The organism is Nocardia arseniciresistens (genome assembly GCF_046764875.1).
In the GTDB taxonomy this organism is placed as follows: Bacteria; Actinomycetota; Actinomycetes; order Mycobacteriales; family Mycobacteriaceae; genus Nocardia; species Nocardia arseniciresistens.
Genome location: NZ_JBKORD010000003.1, coordinates 237,524 through 262,568 on the forward strand (window position 1 = coordinate 237,524; position 25,045 = coordinate 262,568).

22 protein-coding genes are annotated in these 25,045 nt (G+C 67.5%); 12 read left to right on the top strand and 10 right to left on the bottom strand.

What is annotated here, in order from left to right; genetic code table 11:
* Positions 1 to 99 precede the first annotated feature (99 nt).
* Positions 100 to 513, bottom strand: coding sequence for a DUF5319 domain-containing protein (locus ACLMAJ_RS06595; RefSeq protein WP_022567296.1), 414 nt, complete (start codon positions 511 to 513; stop codon positions 100 to 102).
* Positions 514 to 771: 258 nt separating this feature from the next.
* Here ACLMAJ_RS06595 and guaB point away from each other — a divergent pair, with 258 nt between their 5' ends.
* Together guaB and ACLMAJ_RS06605 are read left to right on the top strand one after the other, a co-directional pair.
* Positions 772 to 2,316, top strand: coding sequence for an IMP dehydrogenase (gene guaB, locus ACLMAJ_RS06600; protein ID WP_412012614.1), 1,545 nt, complete (start codon positions 772 to 774; stop codon positions 2,314 to 2,316).
* A 426-nt stretch (positions 2,317 to 2,742) separates the two neighbouring features.
* A complete protein-coding gene (locus ACLMAJ_RS06605; RefSeq protein WP_412012615.1) occupies positions 2,743 to 3,939 on the top strand; it encodes a GuaB3 family IMP dehydrogenase-related protein in 1,197 nt (398 codons plus the stop codon).
* A gap of 78 nt (positions 3,940 to 4,017) precedes the next feature.
* On the opposite strand, the gene ACLMAJ_RS06610 is transcribed toward ACLMAJ_RS06605, so the two are convergent.
* A complete protein-coding gene (locus ACLMAJ_RS06610) occupies positions 4,018 to 4,872 on the bottom strand; it encodes an alpha/beta fold hydrolase (RefSeq protein WP_412012616.1) in 855 nt (284 codons plus the stop codon).
* A gap of 12 nt (positions 4,873 to 4,884) precedes the next feature.
* Here ACLMAJ_RS06610 and guaA point away from each other — a divergent pair, with 12 nt between their 5' ends.
* Positions 4,885 to 6,465, top strand: coding sequence for a glutamine-hydrolyzing GMP synthase (gene guaA, locus ACLMAJ_RS06615; RefSeq protein ID WP_412012617.1), 1,581 nt, complete (start codon positions 4,885 to 4,887; stop codon positions 6,463 to 6,465).
* Between the two features lie 164 nt (positions 6,466 to 6,629).
* On the opposite strand, the gene ACLMAJ_RS06620 is transcribed toward guaA, so the two are convergent.
* From ACLMAJ_RS06620 to ACLMAJ_RS06635, 4 genes are all read right to left on the bottom strand, one after another.
* A complete protein-coding gene (locus tag ACLMAJ_RS06620) occupies positions 6,630 to 6,800 on the bottom strand; it encodes a hypothetical protein (protein WP_412012618.1) in 171 nt (56 codons plus the stop codon).
* 77 nt (positions 6,801 to 6,877) lie between these two features.
* Positions 6,878 to 7,096 carry a hypothetical protein gene (locus ACLMAJ_RS06625; RefSeq protein WP_412012619.1) on the bottom strand — a complete coding sequence of 73 codons (219 nt, stop codon included), beginning with the start codon at positions 7,094 to 7,096 and terminating at the stop codon, positions 6,878 to 6,880.
* Complete coding sequence (locus ACLMAJ_RS06630) at positions 7,089 to 8,756, bottom strand: PspC domain-containing protein (RefSeq protein ID WP_412012620.1); 1,668 nt, start codon at positions 8,754 to 8,756, stop codon at positions 7,089 to 7,091. Before ACLMAJ_RS06630 ends, ACLMAJ_RS06625 begins: the two co-directional genes overlap by 8 nt.
* Positions 8,757 to 8,962: 206 nt before the next feature.
* Positions 8,963 to 9,400, bottom strand: a complete 438-nt coding sequence (locus ACLMAJ_RS06635) for a GtrA family protein (protein WP_412012835.1) — start codon at positions 9,398 to 9,400, stop codon at positions 8,963 to 8,965.
* 340 nt (positions 9,401 to 9,740) lie between these two features.
* On the opposite strand from ACLMAJ_RS06635, the gene ACLMAJ_RS06640 reads away from it, so the two are divergent.
* A complete protein-coding gene (locus ACLMAJ_RS06640; protein WP_412012836.1) occupies positions 9,741 to 11,093 on the top strand; it encodes an ATP-binding protein in 1,353 nt (450 codons plus the stop codon).
* Between the two features lie 183 nt (positions 11,094 to 11,276).
* Positions 11,277 to 11,912, top strand: coding sequence for a response regulator (locus ACLMAJ_RS06645; RefSeq protein WP_412012837.1), 636 nt, complete (start codon positions 11,277 to 11,279; stop codon positions 11,910 to 11,912).
* Between the two features lie 7 nt (positions 11,913 to 11,919).
* Here the strand turns inward: ACLMAJ_RS06645 and ACLMAJ_RS06650 are convergent, their stop codons facing one another.
* On the bottom strand, positions 11,920 to 13,041 hold the full coding sequence (locus ACLMAJ_RS06650; RefSeq protein WP_412012621.1) for a serine/threonine-protein kinase: 1,122 nt from the start codon (positions 13,039 to 13,041) through the stop codon (positions 11,920 to 11,922).
* A 291-nt stretch (positions 13,042 to 13,332) separates the two neighbouring features.
* On the opposite strand from ACLMAJ_RS06650, the gene ACLMAJ_RS06655 reads away from it, so the two are divergent.
* Both ACLMAJ_RS06655 and ACLMAJ_RS06660 read left to right on the top strand, forming a co-directional pair.
* Positions 13,333 to 14,109 carry a hypothetical protein gene (locus tag ACLMAJ_RS06655; protein ID WP_412012622.1) on the top strand — a complete coding sequence of 259 codons (777 nt, stop codon included), beginning with the start codon at positions 13,333 to 13,335 and terminating at the stop codon, positions 14,107 to 14,109.
* Between the two features lie 353 nt (positions 14,110 to 14,462).
* Positions 14,463 to 16,067, top strand: a complete 1,605-nt coding sequence (locus ACLMAJ_RS06660) for a DNA polymerase Y family protein (RefSeq protein ID WP_412012623.1) — start codon at positions 14,463 to 14,465, stop codon at positions 16,065 to 16,067.
* Here the strand turns inward: ACLMAJ_RS06660 and ACLMAJ_RS06665 are convergent.
* Positions 16,058 to 16,765: a class I SAM-dependent DNA methyltransferase gene (locus ACLMAJ_RS06665; RefSeq protein WP_412012624.1), complete on the bottom strand. Its 708-nt coding sequence runs from the start codon at positions 16,763 to 16,765 to the stop codon at positions 16,058 to 16,060. The genes ACLMAJ_RS06660 and ACLMAJ_RS06665 overlap by 10 nt on opposite strands.
* Before the next feature lie 156 nt (positions 16,766 to 16,921).
* On the opposite strand from ACLMAJ_RS06665, the gene ACLMAJ_RS06670 reads away from it, so the two are divergent.
* Positions 16,922 to 17,680 carry an alpha/beta fold hydrolase gene (locus ACLMAJ_RS06670; protein WP_412012838.1) on the top strand — a complete coding sequence of 253 codons (759 nt, stop codon included), beginning with the start codon at positions 16,922 to 16,924 and terminating at the stop codon, positions 17,678 to 17,680.
* A gap of 286 nt (positions 17,681 to 17,966) precedes the next feature.
* Positions 17,967 to 18,839, top strand: coding sequence for a hypothetical protein (locus tag ACLMAJ_RS06675; RefSeq protein ID WP_412012625.1), 873 nt, complete (start codon positions 17,967 to 17,969; stop codon positions 18,837 to 18,839).
* A 43-nt stretch (positions 18,840 to 18,882) separates the two neighbouring features.
* Here ACLMAJ_RS06675 and ACLMAJ_RS06680 read toward each other — a convergent pair whose 3' ends face one another.
* Complete coding sequence (locus ACLMAJ_RS06680) at positions 18,883 to 19,866, bottom strand: SDR family NAD(P)-dependent oxidoreductase (RefSeq protein WP_412012626.1); 984 nt, start codon at positions 19,864 to 19,866, stop codon at positions 18,883 to 18,885.
* Positions 19,867 to 20,000: 134 nt separating this feature from the next.
* Here ACLMAJ_RS06680 and ACLMAJ_RS06685 point away from each other — a divergent pair, with 134 nt between their 5' ends.
* Complete coding sequence (locus tag ACLMAJ_RS06685; protein ID WP_412012627.1) at positions 20,001 to 20,456, top strand: hypothetical protein; 456 nt, start codon at positions 20,001 to 20,003, stop codon at positions 20,454 to 20,456.
* Positions 20,457 to 20,549: 93 nt separating this feature from the next.
* Entirely contained in the window at positions 20,550 to 23,894 is a 3,345-nt protein-coding gene (locus ACLMAJ_RS06690) for an error-prone DNA polymerase (protein ID WP_412012628.1), read from the top strand.
* A gap of 3 nt (positions 23,895 to 23,897) precedes the next feature.
* Here the strand turns inward: ACLMAJ_RS06690 and ACLMAJ_RS06695 are convergent, their stop codons facing one another.
* On the bottom strand, positions 23,898 to 24,248 hold the full coding sequence (locus tag ACLMAJ_RS06695; RefSeq protein ID WP_412012629.1) for a nuclear transport factor 2 family protein: 351 nt from the start codon (positions 24,246 to 24,248) through the stop codon (positions 23,898 to 23,900).
* A 141-nt stretch (positions 24,249 to 24,389) separates the two neighbouring features.
* On the opposite strand from ACLMAJ_RS06695, the gene ACLMAJ_RS06700 reads away from it, so the two are divergent.
* Positions 24,390 to 25,040, top strand: coding sequence for a TetR/AcrR family transcriptional regulator (locus tag ACLMAJ_RS06700; protein ID WP_412012630.1), 651 nt, complete (start codon positions 24,390 to 24,392; stop codon positions 25,038 to 25,040).
* Positions 25,041 to 25,045 lie beyond the last annotated feature (5 nt).

A 25,045-nucleotide genomic window follows, 5' to 3' on the forward strand; every position in this document is an offset into this window, starting at 1 on the left:
GCGGTCGGTTTTTAGTCTGTCGCGTTGCCTACGGGACGTCTGTGCGAATCCCGTGCTGTTCGCACGGTGGGCACGAAGGACGTCGAGGTGTGGGAAGGGTCAGTTGTCGAAGCCGTCGAAGCCGTCGCCGTGGAACGCCTCGTTCATCGAGGCGTCCGCGTAGCCTCTGCAATAGTCCCAGGTGACATACGCTTCCGGCGTCGGATCGTAGGCGGGTTCGTGCGGGCGCACGGTGCCGTCGACCAGCAGCTGAAGCAGATTGGCGCGCAGCATGTCCCAGTCGTGATAGTGGTCCTGCCTGCAGTCTTCGCAGCTGACCACCAGCCCGCGGATACCACGATGCGCTAGAAGTGCTTCATACACTGCGAGATCGGCGAGATCCTCCTCGACCGCAAGGCGCTCGTGGGGATCCAGCGGCTCGCCGGGCTCGATGGCGTCGAGCGCGGCGGACGGGTCGGAGGGGTCTCCGGCAAAGGGATCCGGCGGCAAGCCAGGTGGTAGATGGTCACGCACACCCCCACGGTACGCAGAACAGTGGGGTCTTCGCCAGCTATGCGGCCCGCCAGTTTCGTCATCGGGCTCAGTTCGCGCGATGAAGCCGGGCGTCAGCCAGACGCGGTCGTTGGCGAGTTTGCGGGGCAGATACCATGGGTGACAGGCGCCGGCCAGACCCGTCCATTGGCGGAGCCGTCACCGTCCATCCCATCAGTTCTGCGCGACGCCGGTCGTTCGGTGTCGGTCGCTTTCGACGTCCAGGAGGGGTCGATCCGAATGAGTAATCCCGTACCGGGCGAACGTATCGGAGTCCGCCCCCATACGGGTGGCGACAATCCGAACAAGATCGCCATGCTCGGCCTCACGTTCGACGATGTGCTGTTGCTACCGGCCGCTTCGGACCTCATCCCCAGCTCGGTGGAGACTTCCAGCCAGCTCACCCGCGAAATCCGGCTGCGTACCCCGCTCGTCAGTTCCGCCATGGACACCGTGACCGAAGCCAGGATGGCCATATCGATGGCGCGGGCGGGTGGCATGGGTGTGCTGCACCGTAACCTGGCGGGCGCCGATCAGGCTGCCCAGGTGGAGACCGTGAAGCGGTCCGAGGCAGGCATGGTGACCGACCCGGTGACCTGTCGCCCGAACGACACCCTCGCCGAGGTCGACGCGATGTGCGCGCGCTTCCGTATTTCCGGCTTGCCCGTCGTCGACGAGACCGGCGAACTTGTGGGCATCATCACCAACCGTGATATGCGCTTCGAGGTGGACCAGGACCGCAAGGTCGCCGATGTGATGACACGAGCGCCGTTGATCACCGCGCAGGAGGGCGTCACAGCGGAGGCCGCGCTCGGCCTGCTGCGCAGGCACAAGATCGAGAAGCTGCCGATCGTCGACGGTGGGGGCCGGCTGCGCGGGCTGATCACGGTCAAGGACTTCGTCAAGACCGATCAGTACCCGAACGCGACGAAGGACCGCGACGGTCGCCTGCTCGTCGGGGCAGCGATCGGGGTCGGCGACGACGCGTGGTCGCGTGCGATGACGCTGGGCGACGCCGGGGTGGACGTGCTGATCGTCGATACAGCGCACGGCCATCAGGCGCAGGTGCTCCAGATGGTCACGAAGGTCAAGGCCGAGGTCGGCGATCGGATCCAGATCGTCGGCGGCAATGTCGCGACAAGGGCTGGCGCCTTGGCGTTGGTCGAGGCGGGTGCGGACGCGGTGAAGGTGGGTGTCGGTCCCGGCTCCATCTGCACAACCCGTGTCGTCGCCGGTGTCGGCGCGCCGCAGATCACCGCGATCCTCGAAGCCGTCGCCGCCTGCAAGCCGCACGGCGTGCCGGTGATCGCCGACGGTGGCATCCAGTTCTCCGGTGACATCGCCAAGGCGATCGCCGCGGGCGCGTCCACCGTGATGCTCGGCTCGGTGCTGGCAGGCACCGCCGAATCGCCCGGCGAGCTGATCCTGGTTGGCGGCAAGCAGTTCAAGAGCTACCGCGGCATGGGTTCGCTCGGCGCCATGCAGGGTCGGGGGCAGGTGAAGTCCTACTCGAAGGACCGCTACTTCCAGGACGATGTGCTGGCCGAGGACAAGCTGGTGCCCGAGGGCATCGAGGGCAGGGTGCCGTTCCGCGGACCGGTCAACCAGGTGATCCATCAGCTCGTCGGCGGCCTGCGCGCCGCGATGGGCTACACCGGGTCGCAGTCCATCGCGCACCTGCAGGAAGCCCAGTTCGTGCAGATCACCGCCGCGGGTCTCAAAGAGAGCCATCCACACGACATCACGATGACCGTCGAGGCCCCTAACTACACGGGCCGCGGCTAGTCGGATCGACGGTTCTGTACTGGACCGGTCGGTCCGTGCATGATGGACCTGGCTCACGTGCCCCCGCAGTACCGAGCCGACACCCGAGCGAAGCAGCGGGTCGGGACAAAGACGCCCCACCACTGCCAATAGTTAGTCGACAGGACGCCCACCGACCAACTACCAACAAGTAGTCGACAAGACACCCACCCACTGCCGACGAGCAGCCGACAAAGTCGCGACCTTCCCCACTGACGCGCCCACTCCGGCACGACCCCGTCTTCCGAGCGAAGCGAGACCGAGCACTAGAGTTCGCGGCCCGTCTCGCGTCCGAGCGGGCGAAGCGCATGCGCCGCAGGCGCGAGTCTCGCCCGCTCGGAAGCGAGGCCAAGGGGGCCGCGAACACGCAGCGCCGCAGGCGCTGCAAAACAAACAAGGAGAACACCAGTGCGCGACATGGTCGAGATCGGTATGGGCCGGACCGCCCGGCGTACCTACGAGCTGGACGATGTCGACATCGTCCCGTCGCGACGGACTCGTTCGTCGAAGCAGGTATCGCTGGCTTGGCAGTTGGACGCCTACCGGTTCGAGATCCCGTTCCTCGCACACCCGACCGACGCACTGGTGTCGCCGGAGTTCGCCATCGAGCTCGGCCGCCTCGGCGGGCTCGGTGTTATCAACGGTGAGGGCCTGTGGGCCAGGCACGCCGATGTCTCCGCGAAGATCGATCAGCTGGTCGAACTCGTCGGCAAGGGCGGCTACGAGCGCGCCGTCGCGCTGTTGCAGGAACTCCATGCCGCGCCGATGCAGCCGGATCTCCTGGCCGCGGCGGTCGCGCAGGTGCGTGCCGCGGGTGTCACCGTAGCGGTGCGTGTGAGCCCGCAGAACGCTCGCGCGCTGACCCCCGCGCTGGTGCAGGCGGGCGTCGACCTGCTCGTCGTGCACGGCACCATCATCTCCGCCGAGCATGTCGGCGCTGCCGTTTCGAGCGAGCCGCATGCGGTCGCCGGCGTCGATGGTGGGCCGCTGAACCTCAAGACCTTCATCTCCGAGCTCGACGTGCCGGTGGTCGCCGGTGGCGTGAGCGACCACCGGACCGCGCTGCACCTGATGCGCACCGGCGCCGCCGGTGTGATCGTCGGCTACGGCTCCTTCCCCGGCGCGACGACCACCGGCGAGGTGCTCGGTATCGGGGTGCCGATGGCCACCGCGATCGCCGATGCCGCCGCCGCGCGTCGCGATTATCTCGACGAGACCGGCGGCCGCTACGTGCACGTCATCGCCGATGGTGACGTGGCGACCTCCGGTCAGCTGGCCAAGACCATCGCGTGCGGCGCCGATGCCGCGATGCTCGGGGTTCCGCTGTCCGTCGCCGCCGAGGCCCCCGGTCGCGGCTGGTACTGGCCGTCCGCGGCCGCGCATCCTTCGGTGCCGCGCGGTGCGCTGCTGCCGGTGGACGAGAGCTGGGTCGACAGCGCAGACGGTGACGTGGTGCGGCCGAGCCTGGAACGGGTGCTCTTCGGTCCCTCCGACGATCCGTTCGGTTCACTGAATCTCGTCGGTGGATTGCGCCGCTCGATGGCGAAGGCCGGGTATTCCGATCTCAAGGAGTTCCAGAAGGTCGGGCTCAGCGTTCGCGCTTGATCGAGTCGGCTCGCGCCGGGCTCCGGTCTGAGCAGGCGGTCGGGGCCCGGCATCGAGCGCGACGAATTCCTGTGGGGTTCAACGAACTCGCGTCGGAACCATGCGCTCGCGCAGGAACTGCTGGATCGCATGATTCACCGGCTCCGGATGGGTCATGGTGACGGCCAATCGCGCGCCGGGGATCTCGACGTAGGTCGATCCGATCAGCCCGTGCGCCAGTTGCCGCGTACGGTCGCGGGCGATGCCGCTGTCGGCGGCGTGAATCACCAAGGCGGGGCTCGCGATTTCGGGCAATCGGTCCAGCACCGAATCCCTGCCGAGCAGGCAGCCCGCCGCGACCTCGATGCCGCGGCGGTCGCGCACCAGCCAGCGTTTGGTCCAGATCGACCGGTACCACTCGTCGTCGCCGATCAACCAGTGCGCCAGCTGGTCGACGGCGTCCTGCCGCGAGCTGTCGTCGTACCACTCGTCGAGGAATTTCCGGGTCGCCGTCGACTGCTCGGGAGTCGGGCCGTGCGCGTCGGTGCTGATGAGGATCAGCGCCGACACCCGTTCGGGTGCGATGAGCGCCGTGCGCAATGCCGTGAAGCCCCCTTGCGCGGTCCCGCCGACCACGGCGCGTTCGGCGCCGAGGTGGTCGAGGACCGTCAGCGCGTCGCGGGCGGCGGTCCAATAGGTGAACGGCAGCCCCTCGTCCTTGGTGCGACCGTGCCCGCGCGCATCCCAGGACACGATGCGGAATTCCGGTGCCAGCGCGGCCATTTGCGACGCGAACATCGTTCGGTCCATGAAGAATTCGTGTGCCAATAGCACCACCGGACCGTGTCCGCCGCTGTCCTCGTAGTGGATGTCGGCGTCGATCGCGCGGGCGAATGGCACGAGCATGAGGATAACCAGCGGTGCGGGGGTGCGCGGGACGATTTGCGCCCTCATTAAACTGTGACGGTGGCAGCTACTCAGAGACCGGTCCTTGTCGTCGACTTCGGTGCGCAGTACGCCCAGCTGATCGCAAGGCGGGTCCGCGAATCGAGTGTTTTCTCCGAGGTGATCCCGCACACCACCACGGTCGAGGAGATCGCCGAGAAACAGCCGCTCGCGGTAATCCTGTCCGGTGGTCCGTCGAGCGTGTACGCCGAGGGTGCGCCGCAGTTGGACGCCAGGCTGTTCGATCTCGGCATTCCGGTTTTCGGCATCTGCTACGGCTTCCAGGCCATGGCGCAGGCGCTCGGCGGCACGGTCTCGCACACCGGCACCCGCGAATACGGTCGCACCGAACTCAATATCGATGGTGGTCTGCTGCACGGTGGCCTGCCGACCATTCAGCCGGTGTGGATGAGCCACGGCGACGCGGTCACCGACGCGCCGGAGGGCTTCGAGGTCACCGGAACCAGTGCGGGCGCCCCGGTCGCCGCGTTCGAGGATCGGGTTCGCAAGCTGGCAGGCGTGCAGTACCACCCGGAGGTGATGCACTCGCCGCACGGCCAGCAGGTGCTCAGCCGCTTCCTGCACGAGTTGGCCGGTATCCCGGCCAACTGGACCCCCGCCAATATCGCCGATTCGCTGATCACCTCGGTGCGTGAGCAGATCGGTGCCGGCCATGCGATCTGCGGCCTGTCCGGCGGCGTGGACAGCGCGGTCGCTGCCGCCCTGGTGCAGCGCGCCATCGGGGAACGGCTGACCTGTGTGTTCGTCGACCACGGCCTGCTGAGGGCGGGGGAGCGAGAGCAGGTGCAGCAGGACTTCGTCGCCGCGACCGGCGCCAAGCTGGTGACCGTCGACGCGGTGGACAAGTTCCTCGGCGAGCTGAGGGGCGTCACCGATCCCGAGGAGAAGCGCAAGATCATCGGCCGTGAGTTCATCCGGTCGTTCGAGGACGCGGTGTCGGAGGTGGTGATCGCCGAGGGCGGCGCGGTATCGGACGGCGCGGGTCCCTCGGTCGAGTTCCTGGTGCAGGGCACGCTGTACCCGGATGTCGTCGAGTCCGGCGGCGGTACCGGTACCGCGAACATCAAGAGCCATCACAATGTCGGTGGCCTGCCGGATGATCTGGAGTTCGACCTCGTCGAGCCGCTGCGGCTGCTGTTCAAGGACGAGGTGCGTGCGGTCGGTCGTGAGCTCGGGCTGCCCGAGGAAATCGTTGCGCGCCAGCCGTTCCCCGGTCCCGGTCTTGCCATCCGCATCGTCGGTGAGGTCACCGCGGACCGGCTCGACACCTTGCGTCAGGCCGATGCGATTGCCCGCGAAGAACTTACGGCCGCAGGCCTGGATCGGCAGATCTGGCAGTGCCCCGTTGTGCTGCTCGCCGATGTGCGCTCGGTCGGCGTGCAGGGCGACGGCCGCACCTACGGTCACCCGATCGTGCTGCGCCCGGTTTCCAGCGAAGATGCCATGACCGCGGACTGGACTCGGCTGCCCTATGAGGTGCTCGAGCGGATCTCCACTCGGATCACCAATGAGGTGGCGGAAGTCAACCGCGTCGTGCTCGATGTGACGAGCAAGCCGCCGGGCACTATCGAGTGGGAGTGACGAGGGTCTGATCGCGGCAGGTCGCCAACGGGATTCGTCGCGCGACGCAGGCTGACAAGCTTTCCGGCGAGTCGGGTCGCCGCAATCTTGTGTCTGCGGCGGTGTCGGTCGGGTCGGCAGTTCCGGTGACGTCTTGTGGTCCGGCAGTTGCGATCCGCCCGCCGTTACTCGATGACAGCGGACCCGGGTGGCCTGCCGAGGATGAATTGTCCGAGCAGCGCGCCGCCGCCGAGGTAGGACCTGGTGGGTGTCAGCGGAATCAGCTGTCCCACCGGGGTTCCCGTGCTGCTCGGGTCTTCGTCGGCATCGGGGGCGTCGAATGGTTCCGCGGTCAAAGCTCTCTCCTTGTAGTTCTACGAAAATGGCCCGTCACTCGGACGGGCCATTTTTGTCGGTCGTATTCGGTTGTCGATCAGCGACTTTTGCGTGGCGAGACCACGAGCACGATGCCGATGAAGATGGCGGCGATCACTACGATCCAGCCGAGCGGGATCACACCGGTCGAAGGCATCGAGGTCGGGCCGATGAACGCCCAGACGCTGACCGCGAGTGCGAGCAGTCCGACGATCAACAGTGCGGCGGACGGTCCGCGGCGGGTGGTCGACTCATTGGTTTCGGTTTTGTCAGCCACGATGCACCTCCACGTTGCCTGCCCGGACGTTGACCTTCAGATCGAGCACGGGTGCGCCGGGTGTGTTCGGGCCGGTAATTCCGGTGGGGCAGTTGACATCCCCCAGGTTGACGATGCACTCGGCGCGCACCGTCATGCCCGCGGGCAGCAGCACCCGGGCGTCGCCCACATGGACCGAGAGTTCGACGCTGCGATTCTCGGTCAGGTTCAGCGACCGCAGGTCCAGCGTGCCGGACCCCATGGTCATCTCGTAGGTCGAATCCAGGTCGGTGATCGCGGTCGGCGCCCAAGTGCGATCGCCCATTGTGGCGCTGTCGAACTCGATCGGGCCGATGAGCGAAGCCAGCACTACGAAGCCTGCCAGCGGTGCGGTCACCACGAGCAGCCCGTAGCCGCGCCGCAGGAACGCGCCGAGCACCATGCCGATACCGATCACGGCGAGCGCCACCGCGGCGATCCGGCCCGGGGTCATCCAGTCCGCGCCGGAGGCGGCCGCCGCACCTGCGCCCGCTGCGGCGAGGATGGCGAGACCGAGCACCATCGGAGTCAGTCGAGAGCGGGGGCGCTTCGGGGGTGGCGCGACGATGGTGCCGGCCGGGGTCGGTTCCGGCAGATCCCAGGCGAGCGGGGCGACACCGAGCGGATCCCAGGACGGCGGGGTCCGGCCGTCGAGGGGCGCGTGGGTGGGCGTACTCGTGGTCCTGGTCGGGAGTGGCGGCGTCACGATCTCAGGAGTCCTTGTGCCGGAGGAGGATTCGTCAGGGTGGGAGCCGGGAGATTCGGTCGCCGAGGCGGGCGCATCGCTGTTCGAAGTGCGGTCCATCGACGGTGTGCCGTCCTTTTCGAGCGATGGCGTTGCGTTCGAGGCGGATGACGGACCGCTGGTCTCGGGTGCGGTGCTTGTTTCGGTATCCGCGTCGCTCTTGTCGAGCGGGACAGCGCCGGTGTCATCTTCGTGGAGCGGGACGGTGTCGGCATGCTGTGGTCGATCACCCGCGCTGCGCTGGATCGGCACCGTGGCCGCATCTTCGTACTGAACCGGCGCTTCCGGGACGTAAGCGTCCGGCAGCTTGGTGTACGGCGTGTACATGTCGGTCTGCGGCGCACCGGGGGAGTGGAGGTCACCGGTGTTCGTCCGCAGCGGGTATCCAGGTGGGAACACCGTGCCGGGATAGCCGGTCGCGGCGATACCACCATCGGTGACGAGACCGTCGAACATGCTGGTTCCCGGCGGCGGCGCCGGCTGCCGCATGTGCAGCATCCACCAGCCCGCCAGCATCAGCGCCATGCTGATCAGCCCGGAGCCCGCCAGCCCGACCCCGGCCGGTCCCATGGTGCTGACCGCGATAGCGAGCGCGACGATCAACACGATGGTCTTGGTCTGAGACTGGGAGCTCTGCCCCTTGCCGAACAGCGACTCGGCCGCCGAAGCCTGGTCCCCGTCCTCGCTCAGCAGCAGCCAGGCCAACAGATACAGCACGATCCCGGCCCCACCGAAGATGGTCGACACCACGAGCGCGACCCGCACCAACACCGGATCGACGTTGTAGCGCTGTCCGAAACCCGCCGCGACGCCCGCGATCGGACCTTGCCGCGGCAAGCGGACGGGCCGCGTGTGCCACATCTGCTGGAGCTGATCGCCGAAGGTCGTTTTCGTCATAGTTCCCATATTGGGCCGGACCAGCACTTCGGCACATCGGGGGTAACCCTGAAAAAACCACTGATCCTTTTGGACCATCCGGTCTGTACTCAGCGCCCGACCGGGCCCGAGAATGCCCTGCTCACGGCATGTGGGCGGGCTCCGCACGCCGAGCTGCTGTAGGCCCCACACCCCTCGCAGGGTCGGCATCGCGGCTCGCGGACCCTTCAGAACACGAAGCCGCGCAGTGCCAGGAAGCGCATACCGCCGACCGCCGCCATGATGACGACCACGGCGCCCGTCTGTGCGATCTCGCCGAGGCCGGGTGCCGAGAACTCGAGACCGGCCAGCGCCGCCGTGCTGATCAGCAGGCCGATCAGCGCCAGTCCGCCGCCTTCGCACTGTGCGGTGAACCAGCCGACCCGGTCGGCCGCGTGGAAGGTGAGCTGCCGGTGCAGTTCGTTCGCGATCACCGTGCTCACGATCGAGCCTGCGACATTGGCGACCAGCGGGCCGCTGTCGTTCATGGCCACGAACAGCAGCACATAGGCAATATTGCTGGAGCCGCCGACCAGGGCGAAGCGGATCAGCTGGGCGAAGACATGATCACCGTGCAGATACCGCGTCACGCGGGCGATTCGGTCGAGCCATTTCGTGCGCAGCATCGGGTAGTGGCCGGTACCGATAGTCAGATCGATGCCATCGAGGATCGCGTTGTCCCCGTATGCGTTCCGTGGCCCGGAAGCGGCAATTGCTGTGCTGTTCACGTGGATACTGTCGCCAGCCCGGCTGATACCGACCTGACGCCGATCTGACACGGCAACTGACACGGTGTTCGGCCCGGTTGCCGATCGAGAACGCGGTGAAGCGGTGGTGGAATAGGCGACGCGCCGTCTGATCGAACCCTCCCGCGGGCTCCGGTTCCAGGCGAAATGCTGCACAACCGGTGAAGATCAGGGTGATTCCTGATGGTCGGTGTCGGTGGGGCGTGCCAGTATCGAAGGCATGTACCCGTCCATGCCCGCGTTCGACGCTGCCCGTGGGTTCGGGGCGCCGGGTGGGCCGGTGCCGGTGTTCGATCCCGCGAGGCCGCCGTATCCACGGTTGGTGCGGCGCTCGGGTGGGCGGATCATCGGCGGGGTCGCGGGTGGGATCGCCGATCATTTCGAAATCGACGTGTTCAAGGTGCGGATGGCATTCGTGCTGTTGTCCGTGCTGGCCGGTGCGGGCACCGTCGCCTATGGGTTGTTGTGGATATTCACCCCGGGCGGCTCCGACGCGGCCCGTCCTTCCGGTGCGGAGCGCCGTCAGGGAATAGGGCTCGCGCTGCTCGGGATCGGGTTGGCGGTCGGGGTGTCGTGGGTGCTGAGCGGGACCGCGGCGAAGGTGATCATGCCGGTCGTCGTGGTCGCGGTCGGCGCGGCGCTGGTGTGGCGCGAATACGACACCGACGGTCCACGGTCGCTGCTCGGGCTGCCCGCACGCCCCTCGGTGGTGACCTGGTCGCGCATCGTCGCAGGGGTCACGCTGATCGTGCTCGGACTCGGTGTGGTGGTGCTTGCCAGGATCGATCTGAGTTCGCTCGGCTCCGCGCTGATCGCGGTGGCCGTCACGTTGGTCGGGGCCGGTCTGTTGACGGTGCCGCTGTGGCTACGCATGATGCGGGCGCTGAATGCCGAACGCGCGGCACGCATTCGCAATGAGGAACGCGAGGAGATCGCCTCGCACCTGCACGATTCGGTGCTGCAGACCTTGGCGCTGATCCAGCGGCAGGCCGACGATCCGCAGGAGGTGACCAGGCTGGCCCGCGGCCAGGAACGCGAACTGCGTAGGTGGCTCTTCGAGGATTCCAGTCCAGCGCAGTCGAGTTTGGCCGCCGCCCTGCGCACGATCGCGGGTGAAGTAGAGGACCAGCACGGTGTGAAGGTCACACCGGTGACCGTCGGGGATGTTTCGATGGATCCCGGCGATACCGGCGCGGGCCTGCCCAAGGAGCATTTCACCGCGCTGCTCGGCGCGAGCCGGGAGGCCCTGGTGAACGCGGCCAAGCACGCGGGAGTCCCGGAGATCGACCTGTTCGCAGAGACCGAATCACACCAGGTGAGTGTGTTCGTGCGCGACCGCGGCGCCGGGTTCGACATCGCGGCCATCCCGCAGGATCGGCAAGGTCTGGCAAAATCCATCCGCGGCCGGATCGAACGCCGTGGCGGTCAGGTGGAGATCTTGTCGAATCCTGGCCGAGGCACCGAGGTGCGGATCATCATGCCGCGCACCGATTCCGGTGGTCAGGACGACCAGGATGACGAGGTCGACGCACCGATGGCGGCCGCTGCCGAGGTGGCAGACCGGGTCCGGTAACCGGTGCCGTCCAGGAAATTGACGCGGCCGGTCGGCGCGTGTTCGCGCCCCAGCTAACGGCATGGGGCAGCGGGCCCAACGGTTCTGGTGAGTCTTGTGGTACCGATTGAGTGCGGGCGGCCTACGGGCGGTCGGCGGTCAGGGTGGTCGATCCACCGACAGATAGAGGAGAAGTAGGTGACCGTGCGGGTCTATCTCGTCGATGATCACGCCGTATTTCGTTCGGGTGTGCGGGCGGAGCTGAGCCGGGAGCCCGATATGGAGGTCGTCGGGGAGGCCGGTGGGGTGGCCGAGGCGGTCGCCGGGATCAATAGGGCCGAGCCCGATGTCGTGCTGCTCGATGTGCACATGCCCGAGGGCGGCGGGGTCGCGGTGCTCTCCGGAATCGAGGACGGCCCTGTGTGTTTGGCGCTGAGTGTGTCCGACGCCGCCGAGGATGTGATCGCGGTGATCAGGGCGGGCGCGCGCGGCTATGTGACCAAGACGATTTCGGGATCCGAGCTCGCCGACGGCATCCGCAGGGTCGCCGGTGGTGACGCGGTGTTCAGTCCGCGGCTTGCCGGGTTCGTGCTCGACTCGTTCACCGGTAAGTCACAGGTGCCCGAGCCGCCGCTGGATCCGGAACTGGATTCGCTGACGCCACGCGAGCTGGAGGTGCTGCGCCTGCTCGCGCGCGGCTACACCTATCGCGAAATCGCGGAAACTCTGTTCATCTCGGTGAAAACCGTGGAGACGCATGCCTCCAACGTGCTGCGCAAAACTCAGCAGTCCAACCGCAACGCGCTGACGCGATGGGCGCACCACCGCCGCATCGACTGAACGCGCCTCACATCACCGCGATGAGGATGGCGATGATGATGATCAAGCCGATCAGCAGGCCGACGGCGATAGCCAGCGGCGCGGTGCTCGGCTGCGGGGGCTTGGCCCGCTGCGGCGCCGACGGCATCGTGCCCGCCGCTTGGGTGCGGTGCGGCCGCGGCAGCGGAGTCGAATGCGGACTGCGCAGTCCCGAGGCACCATTGCGTGCCGCCCATGCCGGAATGGTGCCGTCCTCGGTGCGTACTGGAGCGTTGAGAATATAGGGCCCGGTTCCCGGACCGAATGCGGCGGCGAGGATTTCGTCCCTCGCCTGCGCCATCGTCGGCCTGCGCTGCGGGGCCGGTTCCATCATGTGCAGCAGGACGTTGGTGAGCATGCCGCTGCGGCTCGGCGGAATGATCTGCGCCATGGCCGCGCGCTCGACCAGAACATTGGCGTCCTCGTCGAGGCCGAATGGTGGATGCCCCTCGGTCGCGGTATAGAGCGTGGCACCGAGGGAGAAGACATCGCTTGCCTCGGTCGGCTGTGCGCCACGCGCCACCTCGGGGGGCAGGTAGGCGGGGGTGCCGGTGATCACGCCGTCGGGGTCGTCGGAGTTTTCGCCCGCGCCGCGTGAGATGCCGAAGTCGCTGAGCTTGGCCATGCCGCAGATCGGACCGCGGTCGGCGACCAGGATATTGCCGGGCTTGATGTCGCGGTGCACGATGCCCGCGGCATGCGCGGCGGCCAACGCGTCGGCGACCTGGGCGCCGATCTGTGCCACTTCGATCGGGGGCAGCCTGTCGGCGAGCGCCAATGCCTTCGCGACGTTGCGCGAGGGCAGGTGCTCCATCACCAGCCAGGGTTCGCCTGCTTCGAGCACCACGTCGTATACGGCGATGGCGTGCTCGTGCGAGAGCTTCGCCGCGACTCGCCCCTCGTGCATGATCTGGCTGCGGATCGCGTTCGCCTCCGCTTCGCCGAGCCCGGCGGTGGTGAGAACCTGCTTGATGGCGACATCCCGGTTCAGCAGCCGGTCGGTCGCGAGCCACACTGCGCCCATGCCGCCACCACCCAGCTTCGATTGCAGGCGATAGCGGCCGGCAACCAGATAATCCGGGCCGACGATGGGGCGGGGGCGATCGATCATGGGTGCAGGGTATCCGAATTCGGTGGTAGACGGCCTGATTCGAGTCGAGAGTCCGCCAGCCCCGGACGGTGATCGCAGCGCTCGTATATACCGGGCTCGCAGTGCGCGTGACAGTACTCGCGGCGGTGCCCTTGACGGATCCCGGGGGTGGGTTTCTACTAGGGGAGTATCGAACGTATATTCGATACTGATCGATAGCTGGATCGGTGCTAGACCTCACTTCGGGTGACATGAAGTGGAGCGCTCCGCATGCTTCGCCGTCGGGTCCATGGTGGGAAGTAGGTGGTAGGGATGGGTGCGGATGCGGAATCCCGAACGGGAGCCGGGCAGGATCGAACAGTACCGAGCGCTGCGCCGACGCTGGATGAGCTGCGCAGGCGGATGGCGGCGATACCCGGCCGCGGCGAGGTGGTGGCCGAGCGGATCCCGCTCGCCGCCGAGTTGCGCCGCGAATCGCTCGCGGTACCACCTGCTCTTGCGGAGTTATTGCCTGACGGCGGCCTGGTCAGGGGCTCGGTCGTGGCCTATAACGGGGCGAGTTCATTGCTGGCCGGATTGCTGGCCTCGGTGACGGAGAGCGGCGGTCACGCCGTGGTGGTCGGGGTGCCCCGGCTCGGCCTGCTCGCCGCGGTCGAGATGGGCGCCCAGCTACAGCGGTTGGCCGTTGTGACCGATCCGGGTCCCGATCCTCTGGAGGTGGCCGCAGTGTTGCTCGATGGCCTCGATCTGGTGGTGCTCGGCCTCGGCGGCGTCGCCGTGCCGCCCGCCCGCGCCCGCGTGATCGCCGCCCGAACCCGCAACAAGGGCGCCACCCTGGTGGTCACCAACGGCGGGTGGGCCAACCCGTCCCTTCGTCTCGACACCCGCGTCGCCGGATACGTCGGCCTCGGCACCGGTCGCGGCCGACTTCGCTCGGTATGCCTGGAAGTCGACGTTCGCGGCAAGGCGGGCCCGTCCCGTCGCGGCCACATAGCTCTACGGTCGAGCGCGGGACGAGTGGAATGGGTGTCGCTCGAAACTCCCGCCTCGGCAGTCGAAACGACGGATACGCGCGGTGCGGCATCGTGAGCGCGTGCGACGAGGCGGTAGAAGTGACCTCCGATGTGCGCGGTGCGGCACCGTGATCATGGCGGGCCCGCGGTGCTGCTCGCCGAAGCCCGCTCGGCTACGTATGGCCACGAACCGGCCGCGTCGGGAGCTGCCTCGGCGGTCACCGTCTCCGGCTCGGTAGGCCTTGAGTTGGTTCGTCGTCGTGCTGATGGCCGGTGTTCCCTCGATGCCGTCGTCGGAGCGAGCAGGAATCCCATCGCGGCAACTGGTCCGCGCTCCTGCCCTACGCGCTGTGGACGGGGTGCCGTGCTGCTTCGGCGCGGGCGAGTGGGTGGGCCGGATTATGCGACCGCATCACGGGGGGTGGCGCGGTGATTGCGCCGGGCCGGGTGCGCAGCGGTTCGCGGGTGCTTGCGCTGTGGTGCCTGGATTGGCCCGCCGTTGCCGCGGCGGCTGTGGCGCAGGTTCCCGCGACCGGGCCGGTGGCGGTGCTGGCGGCGGGCAAGGTGATCGCGTGTTCGGCGATCGCGCGGGCCGAGGGGGTGCGGCGCGGGCTGCGGCGGCGTGAGGCGCAGGCGCGATGTCCGAATCTTTTTATCGCGCAGGCAGATCCGGATCGGGATGCGCGGTTGTTCGAACCGGTGGTCGCGGCCGTCGATGCGACGGTGCCCGGGGTGGAGGTGTTGCGGCCCGGGCTGCTGGTGCTCGGTGCGCGCGGTGCGGCCAGGTTCTTCGGGTCCGAGGAGTTGGCCGCGGAGCGACTGGTCGATGCGGTGGCCGCGGTCGGGGTGGAAGCGCAGATCGGGATCGCCGACGAATTGTCCACGGCGGTGATCGCGGCAAGACGCGGCGCGATCGTGCCGCCGGGAGATGGTGCGCGATATCTTGCTCCGCTGCCGATAGCGGAGCTCGCCGTCGAGCCGAGCCTGGCCGCACCGGAACGCGCGGCTCTGGTAGATCTGTTGCACCGCTTGGGGTTACGGCGGATCGGTAACTTCGCCGCGCTGACCTCCATCGAGGTCGGATCACGCTTCGGCGCCGACGCTGTGCTCGCGCACCGCAGCGCGCGCGCCGTGCCGGAACGCCCGCCATCGGCTCGCCGTCCGCCGCCGGATCTGGCGGTGCGGTATCGCTGCGATCCGCCGATCGATCGGGTCGATGCCGCCGCCTTCGCTGGCCGCATGCTCGCCACCCAGCTGCACACCGTGCTCGCCGCCGCCTCGGTGTCCTGCACCCGGCTGTCGGTATTCGCGGAAACCGAATCAGGCGAACAACTCTCACGTATCTGGCGCTGCGCGGAGCCGCTGACTCCCGAGGGTACCGCGGACCGGGTGCGCTGGCAGCTGGACGGCTGGCTCACCCGCCGCGACGGCGCGAGACCCACCGCGCCGATCACGCTGCTGCGACTGGAACCTGTCGAAGTGGTGGCCTCCGGTGCGCTTCAGCTCGGACTGTGGGGCGGGGTCGGAGCGCAGGACGAGCGGGCACGGCGCGCTCTGATCCGGGTGCAGGGCCTGCTCGGCGGCGAGGCGGTGCGGGTCGGTGTGCTCAGCGGCGGCCGCGGCCCCGAGGAACGCATCACCATGGTCGCCCTCGGTGACGAGCCGGTGCCCGCCGCCGACCCTGCCCTACCCTGGCCGGGCAGAATGCCGCAGCCAGCACCCGCGGTCATCCTGGTGAATCGTCCACGGGTGCGCTTGGAAGCGGCCGACGGCACCCCGGTCCAGGTCACCGATCGCGGCCTGTTCACCGCGACTCCGGCCCGCCTGCGCTGGGGAAGCAGAGACTGGCAGTTGGCGGGCTGGGCTGGGCCATGGCCGGTGGACGAGCAGTGGTGGGCGCCCGAATCTCGCACCGCCGCAGCCGGAGTCGCTGCCCGCGCGCAAGCTCAACTCGCGGGCGAGCCCGCCGACGTCCGGGTCCTGCTTCTCATCTACTACTCCGAAACCTGGCGCGCCGAAGGTCTTTACGACTGACCGGGCCGTGTCCAGACCATGGCCATGGTGAACGGATGGCCGCGCAGGTCCGCCCATTTGGGCTTCGTCGCAATCCAGGCGTCCTCGACAAGCGCCTCCGCCATTTCGGTGAGCACCCAGCCCATCTCCAGCGCTGCGGACATGTGCTCGCTCACCAGGTGCAGTTCAGTGCTGATCGCGACCGACTCACCCGAGGAAGCCGTGTAGTGCGTCGGCATCCCGGTCACCATCATGAACTGCGGGTGGTAGCTGACCATGACGCAGTGAGCACCGGGCGCGGCAAGCCGCCACGCCTCGGCGTAGTAGGGCTGTAGCTTCGGCAGATGCTCGTCGATCAGCGAGGAGATCACCAGATCGTAAGCACCGCTGGACAATCCGGTATCGCGGACGTCTGCCTCGGCCAGTGTGGTGTGCGCACCGCGGGTCCTTGCCTGCGCCAACATGCCCGCACTCACATCGACGCCATCGATATTCGTGATCCCACGACCGCGCAGCCAGGCGCCGGTTCGGCCGGTGCCGCAGCCCAGATCGGCGGCTCGCCGAACCCGCGCCCAGTCCGGATGGTGCAGCCGCTCCAGCAGCGCCAGGTCCATCTCGTCCATGACGGTCTGCTCATAGGTGGGCGCCCACCCGTCGTATCCGGTGGCGACGTCGACGGTGGCATAGTTGCGGCGATCGAAATCCGCGAAGGACGGCATGAGTCGCAGTATCGCGTGGATCGCGCCGCGTTCGCCAGCCCATTTTCGACTATTCGAAGGTGCCCCTGGAACCGGTGTGGTTGATGGTGCGCCGGGGAGTGATCCCCGCAACAAGTCAGGAGCCTGACCGTGGCAGCCTCGGTATTCTCGGAAATCGTGGATCTGACCGTGAGCCGAGCTGCGCTCGATGACGTACGGATCGCCTACCGTGATTCGGGGGCGGTCTCGCTCGACACGGTTCCCGTGCTACTGGTGCACGGCATGGGCGGTGACGGGCATACCTGGGACCGATTCGCGCACACCCTGGTGCAATCGGGCCGTCGGGTGATCATCCCCGATCTGCGTGGGCACGGCCGCAGCTCACACACCGACTCGTATCTCTTCGACGAATTCGGCGCCGACCTGCTGGAGCTGTGTGATCGGCTGGGTCTGACCACCGTGGATCTCGTCGGGCATTCGCTGGGCGGCTACGCCGTGTCCTGCGTCGCGCAGGAACGGCCGAAGCTGGTGCGCCGCCTCGTCATCGAGGAATGCCCGCTGCCGCTGCGCTCCGGCGACGAGGAAATGACGCTGACCCGCCGGTTCCCGTCGGTGCCCGAACTATGGCACGCCACAACCAGCCTCATCCGGCACCCACGAGCGGTGCTCGCCTTCGATCGCTCCATGACCAGGACCGCGCTGGAGCAATTCCGCAAACCCAACCCGGAATGGTGGGATCGGTTGCGCGACATCACCGCGCCTACCCTGGTGCTGCGCGGCGGCCCCGGCGGCATGGTCGACCCGGCGAAGCTCGAGATCATGCGCACCGACATCCCGAACTGCTCGGTCAGCGTCTTCTCCAGCGGCCACAGCATCCACCGCGATCGCTACCGCGACTTCGAGGCAACCGTCGCGCCGTTCCTCGCCGCGCACTGAGGGATTCGCGCGATCGGATCCGTTGCAGGCAGGGCTTTCTCGCGGCGCGTGGCGACATGGGAACTTCGCGCGATCCTGCGTGGCACCGTCGGGTTCCGATGAGCATGCCCCGGTCGGGAAGATCGCCAGATCGGTGACGAGCCCGCCGGATACCGACATGAACTCGCCGAACGGGTAGCCCACTATGCCGCGGGGAGTTCGCCTGCTCAACCTTGGACGCCGGTGTCGGCATACCCGTTCGGCGGGTAGCGTACGGACGCTGGGATTGTGTTAGAGGGAGGGCTTGATGACGAATCCGCCGTGGGGGTCGAATCCGCAAGGGGCACCGCCTCCGCCGGGTGGGCACTACCCGCAGCTCGGTGGCGACCCCATACCGCCTGGGTATCAGCCGCAGCCTGGTTATCAGCCGCCGCCCGGGTATCAGCCGCCGCCGCCCGGGTATCAGCCTCCGCCGGGGTATCAGCAGCCGCCGCCGGGGTATCCCCCGCAGCCCGGTTATCAGCAGCCGCCGCCGGGGTATCAGCCTTCGCCGGGGTATCCGCCACAGCCCGGTTATCAGCAGCCTTCGCCGGGGTATCAGCCGCCGCCGATGCCCTACGGTGCGCCCCCGCAAGCGTCCATGCCACAGCAACCGCCCGCACCCGACCCCGGTGCGGCCGAGAGTCCCGCCGTGCGGGCATATCTCGCCGCAGTAACCCACCACATGGCCGGTGGCCAGATGCAGATCTCACAGAATTGGATCGGTCCGCTGTGGAGCCTGATCGGCGTCACATCGGCCGTCAAGACGTCGTTCAATCCGATCGAGCTCACCGTCTGTGTTGCCACGGTGGCCGAGATATCGCCCGCCGCGGTGGCCGATTTTCCGCGCAGGGTCGACGATTTCGCGCGGTCGCTGCGCAAACGGAGCATGTTCGGGGTTAAGGGCGGCACGATGGCCGTCGCCGCGTTGGTGTCGGAACGCGTGCAACCCGGTGCGGCACAAGCCTTGACCAATAAGCCGATGAGTTACGGCTCGATCGTCGTGCCCGCGGTCGTCGACCTGGGGGGCAGGCAGTTGCACATCGCCGCCAATACTCCGGTCATGGGCCTCGCGATGTGGGGCAGTGTCCGCTCGCAGGCACGCAATTATCTCCCCGAACCGCGCCTGGTACTCGGCTGAACGCTCGCCCGCCATCGCCCCCTGCGCGATGGCGGGCGAGCGGTCACCAGTGGGTGCCCGGCACCCAGCGTGCGGCGCGGCGCAGGGCGGTGCCGGTGACGCGGCGGGCCGTCGACCGGGAGCGCGGTTCGCGTTGGGGTGTAAGGGTTTCCGGTGCTTCATCGGTATCGGGATCCGTTTGCTCGCCCTTGGACGCCGGAGAGTCGGGGAGGGCACGGTAGTAGCGATGCAGAATGCGGTCGCGGATCTTCGGGGTGAGCAGCGCGCCGTATTCGGCGAAGGTGCCGAGCGGCACGTCGATGCGTTTCGGGCGTTCGGTGAGCGCGCGCACGATGGTGGCCGCGGCCCATTCGGGGGATTCGGACGGACCCTGATCGCCGCTCGGGATGATCATCGGGGTACGCACCAGCGGCATGTGAATGGTGGTGAAAGTGACACCGTCGGCCATGGTTTCGACCGCGGCTACCTCGGCGAACTTGTCCAGTGCCGCCTTGCTCGCGAGATACGCGGCGAAGCGTGGGGTGGCTACCTGCACCCCCGCGCTGCTGATGTTGACGATGTGGCCGAACTTGCGTTCCCGCATCTGCGGTAGCAGGGCCAGCGTCAGCCGTAGCGCGCCGAAGTAGTTGACCGCCATGGTGCGTTCGAAGTCGTGCAGCCGGTCGGTGGAGCGGTGGATGGCGCGGCGGATGGAACGGCCCGCGTTGTTCACCAGCATGTCGATGTGTCCGTGCTCGTCGAGGATGGCCTTGACGGTCTGGTCGACGGATTCGGAATCGGTGATGTCGCACGGATATCCGTAGGCGAGGGCGCCCTCGGCCTTGATCTCCTCGACCACGGATATGAGTTCGTCGCCGCGGCGCGCCAGCAGCAACACGATGGCGCCCTTGTTCGCGACGGCAAGCGCCGCCGCCCGGCCGATACCGGAGGAAGCGCCGGTGATGAGAACGTGCCGGCCGGTGAGGTCGCGGCGATTGCGCCGGGCCTGCCCACGCTGGCCGGCGTCGTCAGCGGATGCTCGAGTCATCGCTGCTCCTTTGCAGGTCGAGTTGGCACGAACTTACTCTGCAGTAAGTTTACCTGCCAAGTGAGCCTCGCCACGCCGGGGCTCGCGTTCGAACGGCGCTCGAATCCTTCGAACATATGTGCGATACTCTGCGCATGGCGGACGATCGGATGGCGGAAGTATTTGCCGCGGTGCGGCTCGGCGGTGGGGATCCGGAGGCGGCCCGGCGCCTGCTAGAGGAGCTGTGGGTCGAGATCGGTGCGAGCGGAGATCCGTTGCATCGCTGCCTCATCGCGCATCACCTCGCCGATCTGCAGGACACTGCCGAGGGTGCGCTGCTGTGGGATCAGCGCGCGCTCGCCGCGGTGTTCGGCCCCGGCGTTCCGCTCGATGAGGGTCTGCGCGGTTTCCTTCCCGCGCTGTACCTCAGCCTGGCCGACAGTCATCGCCGAGTCGGCGACTTCGACGCTGCCCGTATGCAATTGGCTATCGCCCGTGGCCATCTCGACATCCTCGCCGACGACGCCTACGGCGCCCTGATTCGAGCCAAGCTCGACAATGTCGAGACCGCGCTCGCCGTCGCGTCGATGGAGCCGCTACCGGCCGCCTGACCTGCGATGGCGGGGAAATCCCCGATATCACCGGCCCGTTGCAACTCCTTGATCTTTCGAATGTATGTTCGATATTCGAGGAGGTGATGTGTCATGGGTTGGAGCAACGGTCCGCCGACCTGGACAGAGCTGGAGCGCGTGCTTTCCGGGCGTCCGGGCAGGACGAACCCGGACGCGATGTACCCCGGCGACGGTGGCGACAGTCCGGCGTGGTCGCGCAAGCGCGGCGCCTATCAGGCCGAATCTGTCGAAGCCGCCGATGGGCCCGTGGTGCCGTATGCGGAGTTGCACGCGCATTCGGCCTACAGCTTCCTGGACGGCGCGAGCCAGCCGGAGGAGCTGGTGGAGGAGGCGGTACGGCTCGGTCTGGCGGCGATCGCGCTCACCGACCACGACGGCTTCTACGGGACCGTGCGCTTCGCGGAGGCGGCCAAGGAATGGGGGATGCTCACGGTGTTCGGCGCGGAGTTGTCACTCGGTGCGCAGTCGGTGGAGCCGCAGGGGACCGGTGCCCCGGATTCGGCGCCGCGCACCGGCTCGCCGGATCCGGCCGGTCCGCATCTGCTCGTACTCGCCAGAGGACAAGAGGGATACCGGCGACTATCGCGCGAGATCGCGGCCGCGCACATGGCCGCGGGGGAGAAGGGCATCCTCCGCTACGACCTCGACGTGCTCACCGCGGCCGCGGGCGGGCACTGGCACATTCTGACCGGCTGTCGCAAAGGTCATGTGCGTCAAGCGCTCGAGCGTGATCTGAGTGCGGGTGACACTCGCCTCGCCGGGGCGGAAGCGGCGCTGCGCGACCTGGCGGCACGGTTCGGCGCCGACCGGGTGAGCGTGGAACTCACCCACCACGGCATTCCGGAGGACGACGAGCGCAACGCCCACCTCGTCACGCTGGCCGAGCGGCTCGACCTACCCGTACTCGCCACCACCGGAGCGCATTTCGCCGGACCGGCACAGCGTCGCCGCGCCATGGCGCTCGCGGCGATCAGATCGCGCAAGAGTCTGGACGAGATCGCGGGCTGGCTTGCCCCCGCGGGCGGTGCGCACCTGCGCTCCGGCGCGGAGATGGCGCAGCTGTTCGCCAGCTGCCCGCAGGCGGTGGCGAACGCGGCGACACTGGCTCGTGAATGCGCCTTCGATCTGCGGTTGATCGCGCCGAAGCTACCACCGTTCGAGGTGCCATCGGGACATGACGAGGAGTCGTGGCTGCGCGAGTTGACGCTCGCGGGCGCCGCGGCCAGGTACGGCCCGCCCGCGGGAAACCCGCAGGCGTACCGCCAGATCGAGCACGAGCTCGCCGTGATCGGCACGCTGAAATTCCCCGGCTACTTCCTGGTGGTGCACGACATCGTCACCTTCTGCAAGGACAACGACATCCTGTGCCAGGGTCGTGGCTCGGCGGCCAACTCGGCGGTCTGCTACGCGATCGGCATCACCAATGTCGACCCGGTCGCCAACAATCTGCTGTTCGAACGGTTCCTCTCTCCGGCGCGCGACGGCCCGCCCGATATCGATGTCGACATCGAGTCCGATCGCCGTGAGGAGGCGATCCAGCACGTCTACACCAAATACGGTCGTGACTACGCCGCTCAGGTGGCCAATGTGATCACCTACCGAGGTAAGTCCGCAGTGCGCGATGCCGCACGCGCACTCGGCTTTTCGCCGGGACAGCAGGACGCGTGGAGTAAACAGGTGAGCCGCTGGACCGGTGTCGGCGCCGAGACCGACACCGAAATCCCCGGTGAAGTACTCGAGCTCGCCACCGAAATCGAGGGTTTGCCAAGGCATCTCGGCATCCACTCCGGCGGCATGGTGATCTGTGACCGACCGATCGCCGATGTCTGCCCGGTGGAGTGGGCGCGCATGCCGGGACGCAGCGTGTTGCAGTGGGACAAGGACGATTGCGCCGCGGTCGATCTGGTGAAATTCGATCTGCTCGGCCTCGGCATGCTCTCCGCGCTGCACTACATGATCGATATGGTGCGCGAGCACAAGGGGGAGACGGTCGAGCTGCACAAGCTCGACCTGAAGGAAGCCGCCGTTTACGAAATGCTCTCGCGCGCCGACTCGGTGGGCGTCTTCCAGGTGGAATCGCGCGCTCAGATGGCCACGCTGCCTCGTTTGAAGCCGAGGAACTTCTATGACCTGGTCGTGGAGGTGGCGTTGATTCGACCGGGTCCGATCCAGGGCGGCTCGGTGCACCCCTATATCCGCCGCCGCAACAAGCTCGAAAAGGCGACCTACGACCATGAGTCCCTGCGGAATTCGCTCGAGCGCACCCTCGGCGTTCCACTGTTCCAGGAGCAGCTCATGCAGATGGCCGTCGATGTCGCCGGGTTCACCGCCGCCGAGGCCGACCAGCTGCGCCGTGCCATGGGCTCCAAACGTTCCCCGGAACGCATGGAACGGCTCAAGGATCGGCTGTATCAGGGGATGCGCGAGCTGCACGGCATCACCGGCGAGGTCGCCGACCGCATCTACGAAAAACTCTATGCCTTCGCGAATTTCGGTTTCCCGGAGAGTCATTCGCAGAGTTTCGCCTCGATCGTGTTCTATTCCTCCTGGTTCAAACTGCACCACCCGGCGGCCTTCTGCGCCGGTCTGCTGCGCGCCCAGCCGATGGGTTTCTATTCGCCGCAGTCGCTTGTCGCCGACGCGCGCAGGCACGGCGTGCTGGTCCACGGCCCCGACATCAACGCCAGTCGCGCCGAACCCGACCTCGAGGACAACGGCACGCAGGTGCGCCTCGGCCTCGCGACGATCCGCCACATCGGCGCCGACCTCGCCGAACGCATCGTCGCGGCCCGCGGATCGGCACCGTACACCTCGTTCGTCGACCTCACCGGCCGCGTGGAACTGACTGTCGCCCAAGCGGAGTCACTCGCCACCGCGGGCGCGCTCGGCAGCCTCGGCAGCACCCGCCGCGAGGCACTCTGGGCAGCGGGCGCCGCCGCCGGTGAGCGTTCGGACCGCCTCCCCGGCACCGGTGCCGCCACCACCGCCCCCGCGCTGCCCGGCATGAGCGAGCTCGAACTCGCCGCCGCCGACGTCTGGGCCACCGGCGTTTCCCCTGGCAGCTATCCCACCGAATTCCTCCGTCCTCGACTCGACGCCCTCGGTGTGATTCCGGCCTCCGGCCTACTCGCCGTCCCCGATGGCTCCCGAGTCCTGGTCGGCGGTGCCGTGACCCACCGTCAGCGTCCCGCCACCGCCGCGGGTGTCACCTTCCTCAACCTGGAAGACGAAACCGGCATGGTGAACGTGGTCTGCTCGGTGGGCCTGTGGACCCGCTACCGTCGCCTCGCGCAAAGCGCCCCCGCCCTCCTCATCCGTGGCCGCGTCCAAAACGCCGAAGGCGCGGTGAGTGTCGTCGCCGAACATTTGCAGCGTATGGACCTGCGCATAGAAGCAAAATCTCGCGACTTCCGTTGATACTCAGAACATCCCGTTCTGATTGACGGCCGTTTCCGGGACCGGCTGGATGACATCCCAATGTTCGACGAGTTTTCCGTCGTGGAGCCGGAAGATGTCCATGATCGCCAGGCCGCGCTCTCCGGGCTCGCGCACTCCGTGTACCTGCGCGCAGACGTAATCACCCTCCGCGACAAGGCGTTTCACCTCGACGCGCAGTGCGGGCGCGACCTGCTTCAGTTGGGTGAGTCGAGCGAGCAGCCCCTCGAGCCCGTCGGCGATCTCCGGGTTGTGCTGCACGTACCGATCGCCGATCAATGCGGCCGCGGCCGCGAAATCCTTTGCGTTGAAGGCGGCCTCGTAGAAAGCGAGCACGGTTCGTTTGTTCGATTCCGGCGTCGGGTCGGCGGAGCCGTTATGAACTCAGGAAGTGCTGGTCATGGAGTAATCCTCACTTATGTGAACAGCTGTAGCGTTACAACTGTAGCGCTACGTGCGTCTGGGTACAATCCGGAGATGAAAGCCGACTCGACGACCCCGCCATCGATGACCCAGCGCGGTCGTAACCCGCGTGGTCAAGGCGGCCGACTGCGGGAAGAGATCGTCGCCGCCGCGATAGGACTTCTCGACACCCTCGGCGATGACCAGGCGCTATCGATGCGCGCGGTCTCTCGCGAAATCGGCAGTGCCGCAACATCGGTCTATCTGCACTTCGCCGACCGTGACGCGCTGGTGCTCGCCGCGCTCCAGCAGTACCACGCAGACCTCGTGCGGGCGATCGATGCGGCGGAAGCCGCCTCGGACGACCCCGTCGACAAACTGCGCGCGCGCATTCGTGTCCTCGGCGCCTGGGCCCAGCGCCATCCCGGCCTGTACAAGGTGCTGCACGAAAGCACCCTGAACCAGCGCACGGCGATGCCGTTCAAACAGCAACTGACAGAACGCACTGTCGCCGTGATCCAACGCTGCATGGATGCCGGTCTGGCACCCGACGACGACGCGCACTCGGTCGCGCTCGATTTGCGCGCGGCGGTCCACGGTGCGGTATCTATGCGACTCAACCAGCCGGACCAGCCGTGGCCTCCGCTCGATGATCAGATCGAGCGGTTCCTCGGCAAACTGGTCGGCGTCGCACCGATGAGAAAATCCGCCAAGCGAGCACGGTGACCGAT